Below are 11,128 nucleotides of genomic sequence, written 5' to 3'. Positions count from 1 at the left end.
AAAACCGTATAACTTACTTGTTATACGGTTTTATTTTATTTAAAAAGAAATTTATAAGGTGCAACTGTAAGATGATAGCATAAAAATATAAATTTTTATTGGCGAGATTTTTTATATGAGATTTGGGTAAGAATAAAACAAAATAAGATAAAGTGACGGTGGTTATATATGGTTAAAAAGCAACCAGTCTTATTTATAGGGCATGGAAGTCCTATGAATGCGATTATGGAAAACTCATATACTAAAATGTTAAATAAATTAGGTGAGGAATTAGATAAGCCTAAGGCTATAATGGTTATATCAGCGCATTGGGTGACTAATGGAACTTATATAACTGAACAAGATTCGCCTAAAGAGATATACGATTTTTATGGATTTCCAGAAGAATTATATAATATGAAATACTCAACTAGTGGAGCAAAGCCTTATATAAATAAGGTATTTGAGGAATTGAAAGATTATAATGTAAAGCTAACTGATACTTGGGGAATCGATCATGGTGCATGGTGTATATTAAAATATATATTTCCAAAAGCGGATGTGCCTGTTTTCCAATTAAGTTTAAATGCATTAGAAAACGAAGAGTATCACTATAATCTAGGTAAAAGATTATCTAAACTTAGAGAAGAAGGTATATTAATTCTGGGTAGTGGTAATATAGTTCATAATTTAAGAGAGATGAAAACAGATAAAGATGTAAATCCTTATGCTTGGGCAGTTGAATTTGATGAATTTGTAGCTGATGCTATTATTAAGGGCGATCATAATAAGTTAATTAATTATAAAGAGATGGGGAGAGAAGCATTCCTTTCTGCTCCAACTGATGAACACTATCTACCTTTATTATATATTGCTGGATTGATGGAAGAAGGAGATAAGGTTGAGTTTATATTTACAGAAATAGAACATGGTTCTCTTTCTATGAGGTCTATAAAAATAGGTTAGTTTAGATATTAAATAGAGTGTATTCTAAAGAATAAACCGTATCACTTATTTGTGATACGGTTTTAATATATTATAAAAATCTTAAGTATTATTATCACTTTACAATAAATCATCATACTATTTTATAGGAGTGTGAGGATATGAGAAACGATTGTAAACGAGTAGAACTTAGAGGCGTATGGATAGCAACTGTATATGACATTGATTGGCCTAAAACACAAAATAATCCAAAAGCGCAAATGAAAGAATTTATAGAAATACTAGATACTTTAAAAGCATTAAATTTTAATGCAGTATTTGTTCAAATAAGACCAGTATCAGATGCATTATACAAATCAGCTATAAATCCATGGTCAGAGTATCTTACAGGAAAACAAGGCGTTGATCCGGGATATGACCCGTTAGAATTTATGATTGAGGAAACTCACAAAAGAAATATGGAGTTTCATGCATGGTTAAATCCATATAGAGTAACTACACAAGGAACTGATTTAAATAAATTAGCAGATAACAATATAGCAAAATTAAGACCAGATTGGGTTCTACCTTTTGAAAATGCGTTATTTTACAACCCAGAAAATCCAGAAGTTATAAACTATATTGCTGTTACAGTTTATGAGATAATAAAAAATTATTGTGTAGACGGAATTCATTTTGATGATTATTTTTATCCATATAATTATCCTCTACCAGAAGGAGAAGATAGAGAAGGAGAAATTGCAAATAGAAGACGTGAAGCCGTAAACCAAATGATTAGATTAGTATATAACGTAATAAAATCAACAAGACCATGTGTTCAATTTGGTATAAGTCCATTTGGTGTTTGGAAAAATAAAAGTAGCGACATTAAAGGGTCAGAGAGTAAAAATTTAGAGAGTTATTATGATGCATATATGGATACTGTAACTTGGGTAGAAGAAGGTATTGTAGACTATATAGCTCCTCAAATTTATTGGACTATAGATAATAAAAATAGTCCTTATGAAAGTTTAGTAAGATGGTGGTCAGATTTAGTAGAGGGTACAGATGTTAGGTTATATATAGGTCAAAATATAGGTAATGTAGATATAGCAAAAGAAATAGCCCAAGAAATAACTATAAATAGAACTTATGAGAAAGTTGAAGGAAGTATATTTTTTAGTATGAGAAATATAGAAGAAAATACAGGCAATGTAGTTGAACAATTTGAACAGGTATATAATTGCAAGGCATTTACACCTGTTCAATGGGAGAATTTATTAAATAAGCGAACATTTTAATTTATTTGTTGAAAAATGTTTATATATATTATATAATAAATAAAAATTAAGATTAAATATTCATATATCTATGGTAATATGGTCCATAAGTCTCTACGAACTCGCCGTAAATGGGTTTGCTATGAATGGTTAACAAATACTTATAGATATTTTATTTAAGAGTCTTTAAGATATATGTTCTATTCATGTAGAATATATATCTTTTTTTATTACAAATTTTTAGGAGGAAGATTATGATATCACAAAGACCGCATGAACAAATCAATACTTCAACATCTTTCTTAGATAAGATATTCAAATACTCTGAGCGTGGTTCTAACGCAAGAACTGAAGTAATTGGAGGACTTACAACATTTTTAACAATGGCGTATATCGTATTTGTAAATCCAGCAATATTATCTGATGCTGGTATGGATAAATCTGCACTTATAACTGTTACAATTTTAGCTACAGCCATTGGTACTTTAATTTTTGCATTTTTAGCAAATGCACCTTTTGCATTAGCACCAGGAATGGGACTAAATGCATTTTTTACATATTCACTTGTTATTGGAGAGGGAATTCATTGGACTCAAGCACTTGGAGTTGTATTTATTTCAGGAATGATATTTTTGATTTTAGCAGTGACTGGAGTTCGTAAATATATAGCAGAAGCTATACCTAAAGAATTGAGTATCGCTTCTGCAGCGGGGATTGGATTATTTCTTGCATTTGTTGGTTTAAAAGGTATGGGAGTTATAGCTGCAGATGAAGCTACGTTAGTTTCTTTAGCTGAATTTACACCAACGGTTATAATTTCTTTATTAGGGCTAGTACTTATGGGAATATTTGAAGTTAAAAAAGTTAAGGGTGGTATATTAATAAGTATCGTCATTACTACTGCATTATCTATAGCTTTAGGATATGTAGAGCTTCCTACTTCTATAATATCTGCACCACCGAGTATTGAACCAGTTGCATTTAAGCTTGATATAATTGGTGCACTTAAGTTTTCATTAATAGGTCCAATATTCTCATTTATGTTTATAGACATGTTTGATTCTTTAGCTTTCTTAATAAGTTGTTGTAAGCAAATGGGATTAGAAGATGAGGATGGCAATGTAAAAGGGCTTTCAAAAATGCTATATGCAGACGTTACATCTACATTAATAGGATCTTTACTTGGAACAAGTACTGTTACCACTTTTGGAGAATCTGCTGCAGGAATTGCTGCTGGTGCTAGAACGGGACTTGCATCTGTAGTTACTGCTGGATTGTTTTTAGTTACATTACTATTTACGCCTCTTTTAGGAGTAGTACCAGGATATGCTGCATCTCCAGCACTTGTACTAGTAGGTGTATTTATGTTCTCTAGTATTAGGCAAGTAGACTTTAACGATAGTAAAATAGCTATTTCTGCATTTGTAACTATTTTATTAATGCCTTTAACTTATAGCATTAGTATTGGATTATGTTTCGGATTTATTTCTTATATAATAATGCATGTTGTGGCTAATGAAACTAATAAAATAAGTTTTACTCTATGGATAATAGGAGCGCTGTCTGTTATAAATCTTATACTTAGCTAAAAATATAATTATAAAACTATTATTTAATAATATATAAATAATAGTTTTATAAAGAACCGTATCACAAATAAGTGATGCGGTTTTTAAATTATAGGATAAATATTTATTTCTTATAAAGATTTAAGCAGAATCTAGATAATATCAGCAATGCAACCATCAGTTAACAAAATGCAACTATACAATGATTGTTAATTTCTACATAAATAAATATAATTTAAGTTAAGATGAGGTGATTATATTGAACTTAGGTGAGAATCTAAAAAAATTAAGAAAAGAAAAAAACTTATCACAGGAACAACTTGCAAAAATGTTAAACGTATCTCGTCAAGCTGTATCAAAATGGGAATCAGGCAAAACGTATCCAGATATAGATAACCTTATATTATTAAGAGATATATTTAATGTAACCTTAGACGACTTAATAATTAATGAGAATAAAATTAAAGGCGAAGAAATAATTGAAATAAAGGAGTTGCCCAAAAGTAATTATATAGAACTCGATGAAGAAGAGGAAGATGAACTATCAGTTAATTTAATGCTAGGTGGACTTATGATTGGAACAGCGATTGGATTTATTACAGATAATTTTATGTGGGGAACAGCAGGTAGTTTTATAGGAATGGGAATAGGATATATATTAGAATGCATAAGAAAAAAAGATATAAGAAATGAAAATTGAAGATGTTTTATTTAGGAAGAAAGTTTATATTTTTTACAGTGAAACTATACTATACTAAATATAGGGGGATATCTAAAAAAGAGGGGGAATAGATGGTGTTTAGTTTATTTAATAGAAAATCTGAAGTATATATAGAAAAATCACTAAATAAATATAAGCAGATTTTACAAGACGATATAAATTCAGTAATACGTACTAGGTGTAATGGCAGAGTATATACAAGTGATATAGAATATCTAAACAATAGGGAAGTTTTATTTAGATGCCCAATTGATAAGTATGATATTATTAGATTTGATAATCAAAGTATTATAGAAGTAGATTTTGTAAGCTGTAGTGGATTATACACAACAGAACTTTTAATAACTGAAAAAATAATAGAAGATAATGTATTATACTATAAGGGTGAAATAAGAGCACCTATAGAAAAAAATAATAGAAGAAAAAATTATAGATTGCCTGTAGTTCTAGATCTAAACTATACAATTTTACCAAGAGAACGTATAGAATACAGTGGAAATACTTTAGATATTAGTGTAGATGGTATGCTTATGGAAACTTGCGAAAATATTTATCAAAGCAAAAATATTAAGATAAAAATTGATATAGATGGAAAAACTCATGATATAAAAAGCACTATAATAAAAAAGAGAACTAATTTTAGAAATGGTAAATATTTATACAATTTAAAATTTGATAAATTAAGTAAAAGACACAAAAATGAAATATCTAGATTTATATTCGATAATAAAAATACACACTCCACAAAACCTATGGAAAATACAACTCCTGAAAAATAAGTTCCATAAAATAGCTTAAGTAAATAACCTAATCAATATGACTAAATAAAAAATACAAAAAGCCGATTATAATTAATAGACGTAATTTTTATATAAAATTAAAGCTTTTAATAAATATATATTTTATTACTCTTCTAAAATCAAAGCAGAGGGGAATTAGACATATGAGTGATGTAAGTCAAATTGTTTTAAGTAGCCTTTTAAATAGTATGAGCCGCTCTAATTTAAATAATAGAAACTCATTAAGTACTACAAATTCAGATCCTTTTGATTATATATTAAAAAATACATTAGGAAACTCAGGCGGTATGAATGGTTCATGCACATGTTCATGCTCATGCAGTAATAATAGTTTAAACACGTTAGAGATGCTAAGTACAATATTAAGTACTATTAATATGAGCAAAATAGATACACAAAAAACAGATATTCATTCCCAAAATAGTAACACAATAAATACTACTACGGTTAATAATGATTCTATTGTTAATGAATCTAAAGTATCTAATATTAATGAATCTAAGACATCTAATAAAATGGATAATGCGATAAAATCATTAGAAAAACAGATCGGGAAACCTTATGTGTGGGGGGCGAATGGACCGAATGCATTTGATTGCTCAGGATTAGTAAGGTACATATACAAAACTGAACTAGGAAAAGATATACCAAGAGTATCATATGATCAAAGTAAGTTTGGACAAGCAGTAGAGAAAAAAGACTTACAACCAGGAGATTTAGTATTTTTTGATACAATGAAAAAGGGTAAAGTAAGTCATGTAGGAATGTATATAGGAAATGATGAGTTTATACATGCATCTAATCCTAGAGATGGAGTTAAAAAATCTAAGTTATCAGGATACTACGAAAAAGTATATAGAGGAGCTAGAAGGCCTTAATTAAAAAAGCCATGGGAAAAGACACCCAGGCTTTTTTATTAGACTAGTTTATTAAAATTATAGGAGTCTATAAAAATTTAAAATACCTCTATAAGAACATCCATAATTCCTCCACAGACCATACCCATAGATTCCGCGACATCGCCTGTCATGTCAACACGCTCAATTAAAAAACCCTTATTAATCATAACATCCCTTGCTTTAGTTAATACCCCTGCTTCACTACATCCACCACCGATACTACCTAATGTCCTTCCATCAAGATAAGTTATCATTTTAGCACCAGCTTTTCTAGGAACAGAACCTTTAGATGATAGTATAGTTATAATAGCTCTAGGAGTAGAGGATTTTTCACATAATTTTAAAACAACTTCGTTATCAAACTCAGGGTGCGAAAACTTCTTAGAGTCTATATTTATAAGCCCTTTATTTTTGAACATAATAAGCTCAGATACTATAGAAATAGCTATTTCATAAGGAGTAACTGCACCAATATCAAGTCCAATAGGTGAATTAACCTTATCTAGAGCATCTTTAGAGAAACCTTCTGAAGCTAAATCATCCATCATACCTCTAACTCTACGTTTTGAGCCTATCATACCAATATAACTAAGGTTATAATTTAAAACTTCACGTAAAACTAACCCATCATGTCTATGACCTCTTGTTACGATAACAACAAAATCAGATTTCCTAAACTTGATAAGCTCAAATGATTTTTTAAAATCTTCACAAATAACGTTTTCAGCTTCTGGGAAACGGCTAGAGTTAGCAAAGTAAGGTCTATCATCTATAACAGTTATAGAAAAACCAACTTTAGATGCAAATTCTACCAATGGTTTTGCTATATGTCCACCACCAAAAATTATTAGTCGTGGCTTAGGAAAAAATGGCTCAATTACAACAAGTTTATTTCCTTCAATATTAACTTTTTCAATCTTTCCAGTTGAGATAGCATCATTAATTTTTATATAAATATTATTATCTAGAGGGATAGATTTTTTATCTATATCCTCCTTAGTTAAAAGAATTTTATTTTCTATTGAACCACATTCATTATTATGTAAATCTAAATAGGTAAGCATTACACATTGATTGCCGTTATTAACTTTCTTAAGTAAATTCTCGTATAAGTTCTCAAACATTTTATCTACCTTCTAACTTAATTATTTTGATAAATATATTATAAGGCATAAATTATAGCTTATAAATACCAAAAATTTTATTTGAGAATATGTATTATAGGCAACTAGAAAAACCGTATCACAAATAAGTGATGCGGAATTTATCTATAAATATTATTTTTTATATAACATATCCATATGAGGAATATTATCCTCTAAATATACATCAGATGTTTTTTCGAATCCAAGGCTACTATAAAATTTATCTAAATAGGCTTGTGCTTGAATTTTGATTTCTTTTTCATTTAGGTTATTTTCTATAAAGGATATTCCCTTTAAGAGCATATCTCTAGCTATACTACCACCACGGTAATCTTTTTTTACAATAACTCTTCCAATAGAAGCTTGCTCATATGAAACACCTTTTTTTAGAATTCTTGAATAAGCTATTACCTCATTATCTTTTTTTAGAAATAAGTGATAAGATTCTCTATCTTTATCATCAATATCTTGGTAAGGGCATTCTTGTTCCACTATAAATACTTCATTTCTAAGCTGAAGTATATTGTATAGTTCATCTGTTGTTAGTTCATTAAATGTTTTAATTATCCAGTCCATTGAAATTCCTCCTACTTTTATGATGTTATCAAATAAGTTATAATTTAATTAATACAAGTATAAAATAATTTTGTTGCAAATGCAACAAAATATTGAAGGAGTTTTAACTATGAAGGATATTCTTCGTGAAATTGGAATGATAGCTAGAGCATTAGACTCTATAAGTAATATAGAATTTAAGGAAATTGATCTTACTAAGGGACAATATTTATATCTGGTAAGAATTTGTGAAAATCAGGGGATTATTCAAGAAAAGCTAGCTGATATGGCTAAAGTTGACCGTACAACAACATCTCGCGCAATAAAAAAACTTGAAACGCAGGGATTTATTGAACGAAAAAGTGATGATATTAATAAAAAAATCAAAAAGCTTTATCCAACTAAAAGAGGATTAGAAGTTTATGAATTTTTAATTAAAGAAGAAGAACATTCAGCTAAAGTTGCCTTAGATGGTCTTTCTTCTGATGAAATAGAGGTTGCTCTTAGTTTATTGCAAAGAGTTAGAAAGAATGTAGAAGTAAATTGGGATTATGTGAAAAAAGGGAATAAGAGGGAATATATGTAATAACAATTTAATTTTTGATTATTTTAGGTTTGTTTGAGCATATAGTTTACTCATATCTCTTTAAATAAAAAATAAATGTTATATAAAAGCAATTTTATAGTTGCTTTTATATAACATTTATTTATGAGCTTTATCTAAGTTAGGGTAGTATTTATTAGACCAATCTTCAAGAGGCGATATAATTTCATAGAGCTCTTTTCCTTTATCGGTTAAGAAATATTCTACTTTAGGTGGTACTTCAGCATATATTATCTTTTCTATTAAACCATCATTTTCAAGTTCTTTAAGTTTCTCATTTAAAACTTTTTGACTTAGACCTCCAATAGATTTTTGAAGTTCTAAAAATCTTTTAGGGCCTTTATATAAACTACATAATAAAATAGATTTCCATTTACCTTTAATAAATTCCATCGCAAAATCTAATAAACATACAAACTCTTTACCGTTATAATAAACCATTAGTTATACCTACCTATTAATTATTCTTAATAAAATAATATATAATAAATTTCTTATGAATATATTATATATTATTTTTTATTTTATAAAAACGTAATTACTGCAATAAATCTTACCTATAGGTAAGTAATCTTACTAAAAAGTGCGTACTTGTAAGGTTACTAAAGGATAAATATAATAATCACATATAAATAATTATTGTTTGGAGGGAAAATTATGAAAGTAGTTGCATTTAATGGAAGTCCTAAAAAAGAGGGAAATACCTATAATTCTATAAAAGCTGTAGCAACAGAATTAGAAAAAGAAGGAATAGAAGTAGAAATTGTTCATGTAGGAAATAAATTAGTACGTGGATGTCTAGCTTGTGGAGGATGTTCAAGAAATAAAAATGAAAGATGTGTTATAGAAACTGATGAAGTAAATGAATGGGTACAAAAAATCAAAGAAGCTGATGGAATAATTCTAGGATCACCAGTTTATTACTCATCAATAGCAGGGACTATGAAATCATTTTTAGACCGTGCTTTTTATGTAGGTTCTGCAAATGGAGGAATGTTTAGACATAAAATAGGAGCAAGTGTAGTAGCAGTAAGAAGATCAGGAGGAATACCTGTATTTGACCAACTAAATAATTATATTAATTACTCAGAAATGATAATGCCAACATCTAACTACTGGAATGTAGCTTATGGAACTACTCCTGGAGAAGTAACACAAGATGAAGAAGGTATGCAAATAATGAGAGTACTTGGTAAAAATATGGCTTGGATTATGAAAGTAGTTGAAGCTGGAAAATCCCAAGTTAAAGAAAATGAAAAGGAAAATAAGATATTTACAAACTTTATAAGATAATATTATTTTTTGTATTAAATAATTTTATCAATAATCATAACAAAAGACCGTATTACAAATAGTGTATACGGTCTTTTTGCTTATAAATAATAGTATTTTTAACCTTATTTACGTGAAAATAAATATTTCAAATTAAAATATTTTTAATAATGTGCAAAAATAGATAAATTATGTAGAAAAAAATAAAGCTCTTATGGTAAAATGTTAGCGATAGCTTTATATAGCAAAAATTATCCATAAATTTATATATGGTTGAATAAAAATTATAAAGAGGGCTAAATAGAAATTAGAATATATAAGCAATAATATGGGTACTTATTTGGGAGGAAAAATAATGAGTAATAAAATACTAAAAAGAATAGTCGCGCTATTGATAATTTTAATAATAATGATTCCTGCTAGTGCATTTGGATTTGTTTACTTTAAATTAAATAGCATGTATGATTCTGGGGGAGATAACAGCACAACTAGTAAAAATGATTATAAAGCCGAAGAAGGGATAACTAATATATTACTTTGTGGTACAGATGGAAGACCGGGAGAGAAGAATTCTCGTAGCGATGCTATGATGATACTTACTGTTGACAGTAAAAATAAAAGCTTAAAGCTAACATCGCTTGCTCGTGATACATATGTTTCTACATCGGGACACGGAGATGTAAAGCTTACCGAAGCTTATGCATACGGTGGTATAAATTTATTAGCAGAAACAATAGAGAGAAACTTTGAATTAGACATACAAAACTATGCCATTGTTGACTTCTATTCGTTTATGGACATAATTGATACTTTAGGTGGTATAACTATAGATGTTAAACAAAATGAAATAAAAGAATTAAACAAGTTTATTCCTGAAACGTATGGATGGAACACTAAAGATAATAAAGAACCTATATCGTATATTCAAAGTGCCGGTGAACAAAAATTAAATGGATATCAAGCTCTTGCATATTCACGTATACGAAAAGGTTCTAGTGGAGGAGCTTTAGAAAGAGATAAAAGACAAAGACAAGTCATTGAAGGCTTGATGAAGGGGGTAAAAGATTTACCTATGACAAAATACCCTAAATTAGTAGATACAATACTTCCTTATGTTAAGACTAATATGAAGCCTGCTGAAATTCTTAGTGTTGGTGGTAGAGTATTAAAAATAGGTAACTTCAACATAACTCAAATGGAATTCCCTATAGATGATGGAGTTAACAGTAAGAATGTAAGAATAAATAATAAATCAGTAATGCAATTTGAACCTAGTTCACTAGACATACTTCATGGTTTTATATTTGAAAATATAATGCCTGAAAAGAACAAATAAATTATAAAAAAGTAAAGATTATGTAGAAAAAAAGGACTCTGTTTT

General features: G+C 28.6%; 12 protein-coding genes and 1 riboswitch. Of the genes, 9 read left to right on the top strand and 3 right to left on the bottom strand.

The window, feature by feature from the left end:
* Nucleotides 1-168 precede the first annotated feature (168 nt).
* From ygiD to BN899_RS15695, 6 genes are all read left to right on the top strand, one after another.
* Nucleotides 169-945: a 4,5-DOPA-extradiol-dioxygenase gene (ygiD, locus tag BN899_RS15720; RefSeq protein WP_042277400.1), complete on the top strand. Its 777-nt coding sequence runs from the start codon at nucleotides 169-171 to the stop codon at nucleotides 943-945.
* A 140-nt stretch (nucleotides 946-1,085) separates the two neighbouring features.
* Nucleotides 1,086-2,204 (top strand): glycoside hydrolase family 10 protein, encoded by a 1,119-nt coding sequence (locus BN899_RS15715; protein ID WP_052356889.1) that lies wholly within the window; start codon nucleotides 1,086-1,088, stop codon nucleotides 2,202-2,204.
* Between the two features lie 40 nt (nucleotides 2,205-2,244).
* Nucleotides 2,245-2,346: riboswitch (purine riboswitch) on the top strand.
* A gap of 91 nt (nucleotides 2,347-2,437) precedes the next feature.
* On the top strand, nucleotides 2,438-3,772 hold the full coding sequence (locus BN899_RS15710) for an NCS2 family permease (RefSeq protein WP_042277398.1): 1,335 nt from the start codon (nucleotides 2,438-2,440) through the stop codon (nucleotides 3,770-3,772).
* Between the two features lie 238 nt (nucleotides 3,773-4,010).
* Nucleotides 4,011-4,451, top strand: coding sequence for a helix-turn-helix domain-containing protein (locus BN899_RS15705; RefSeq protein WP_042277396.1), 441 nt, complete (start codon nucleotides 4,011-4,013; stop codon nucleotides 4,449-4,451).
* A gap of 92 nt (nucleotides 4,452-4,543) precedes the next feature.
* A complete protein-coding gene (locus tag BN899_RS15700; protein ID WP_042277394.1) occupies nucleotides 4,544-5,251 on the top strand; it encodes a PilZ domain-containing protein in 708 nt (235 codons plus the stop codon).
* A 164-nt stretch (nucleotides 5,252-5,415) separates the two neighbouring features.
* Entirely contained in the window at nucleotides 5,416-6,150 is a 735-nt protein-coding gene (locus BN899_RS15695) for a C40 family peptidase (protein ID WP_052356888.1), read from the top strand.
* Between the two features lie 77 nt (nucleotides 6,151-6,227).
* Here BN899_RS15695 and BN899_RS15690 read toward each other — a convergent pair whose 3' ends face one another.
* Entirely contained in the window at nucleotides 6,228-7,295 is a 1,068-nt protein-coding gene (locus tag BN899_RS15690; protein ID WP_042277392.1) for an XdhC family protein, read from the bottom strand.
* 153 nt (nucleotides 7,296-7,448) lie between these two features.
* Entirely contained in the window at nucleotides 7,449-7,892 is a 444-nt protein-coding gene (locus tag BN899_RS15685; protein WP_042277390.1) for a GNAT family N-acetyltransferase, read from the bottom strand.
* A 109-nt stretch (nucleotides 7,893-8,001) separates the two neighbouring features.
* On the opposite strand from BN899_RS15685, the gene BN899_RS15680 reads away from it, so the two are divergent.
* Nucleotides 8,002-8,457, top strand: a complete 456-nt coding sequence (locus BN899_RS15680; RefSeq protein WP_042277388.1) for a MarR family winged helix-turn-helix transcriptional regulator — start codon at nucleotides 8,002-8,004, stop codon at nucleotides 8,455-8,457.
* Between the two features lie 117 nt (nucleotides 8,458-8,574).
* Here BN899_RS15680 and BN899_RS15675 read toward each other — a convergent pair whose 3' ends face one another.
* Nucleotides 8,575-8,916 carry a winged helix-turn-helix transcriptional regulator gene (locus tag BN899_RS15675; protein ID WP_042277386.1) on the bottom strand — a complete coding sequence of 114 codons (342 nt, stop codon included), beginning with the start codon at nucleotides 8,914-8,916 and terminating at the stop codon, nucleotides 8,575-8,577.
* Nucleotides 8,917-9,132: 216 nt separating this feature from the next.
* Between BN899_RS15675 and BN899_RS15670 the strand changes: the two genes are divergently transcribed.
* Complete coding sequence (locus BN899_RS15670) at nucleotides 9,133-9,768, top strand: flavodoxin family protein (RefSeq protein ID WP_042277383.1); 636 nt, start codon at nucleotides 9,133-9,135, stop codon at nucleotides 9,766-9,768.
* 334 nt (nucleotides 9,769-10,102) lie between these two features.
* A complete protein-coding gene (locus tag BN899_RS15665) occupies nucleotides 10,103-11,083 on the top strand; it encodes an LCP family protein (RefSeq protein WP_042277381.1) in 981 nt (326 codons plus the stop codon).
* Nucleotides 11,084-11,128 lie beyond the last annotated feature (45 nt).

It is taken from the genome of Faecalimicrobium dakarense (assembly GCF_000499525.1).
GTDB lineage: Bacteria > Bacillota > Clostridia > Peptostreptococcales > Peptostreptococcaceae > Faecalimicrobium > Faecalimicrobium dakarense.
This window is presented reverse-complemented; position numbering and strand designations above follow the sequence as displayed.

Excerpts from the sequence above, each read along its gene's own strand:
- BN899_RS15695 (WP_052356888.1), top strand. The coding sequence starts at position 5,416 with ATGAGTGATGTAAGTCAAATTGTTTTAAGTAGCCTTTTAAATAGTATG.
- BN899_RS15680 (WP_042277388.1), top strand. The coding sequence starts at position 8,002 with ATGAAGGATATTCTTCGTGAAATTGGAATGATAGCTAGAGCATTAGAC.
- BN899_RS15690 (WP_042277392.1), bottom strand. The coding sequence starts at position 7,295 with ATGTTTGAGAACTTATACGAGAATTTACTTAAGAAAGTTAATAACGGC.
- ygiD (WP_042277400.1), top strand. The coding sequence starts at position 169 with ATGGTTAAAAAGCAACCAGTCTTATTTATAGGGCATGGAAGTCCTATG.
- BN899_RS15685 (WP_042277390.1), bottom strand. The coding sequence starts at position 7,892 with ATGGACTGGATAATTAAAACATTTAATGAACTAACAACAGATGAACTA.
- BN899_RS15665 (WP_042277381.1), top strand. The coding sequence starts at position 10,103 with ATGAGTAATAAAATACTAAAAAGAATAGTCGCGCTATTGATAATTTTA.
- BN899_RS15675 (WP_042277386.1), bottom strand. The coding sequence starts at position 8,916 with ATGGTTTATTATAACGGTAAAGAGTTTGTATGTTTATTAGATTTTGCG.
- BN899_RS15710 (WP_042277398.1), top strand. The coding sequence starts at position 2,438 with ATGATATCACAAAGACCGCATGAACAAATCAATACTTCAACATCTTTC.
- BN899_RS15700 (WP_042277394.1), top strand. The coding sequence starts at position 4,544 with ATGGTGTTTAGTTTATTTAATAGAAAATCTGAAGTATATATAGAAAAA.
- BN899_RS15670 (WP_042277383.1), top strand. The coding sequence starts at position 9,133 with ATGAAAGTAGTTGCATTTAATGGAAGTCCTAAAAAAGAGGGAAATACC.
- BN899_RS15715 (WP_052356889.1), top strand. The coding sequence starts at position 1,086 with ATGAGAAACGATTGTAAACGAGTAGAACTTAGAGGCGTATGGATAGCA.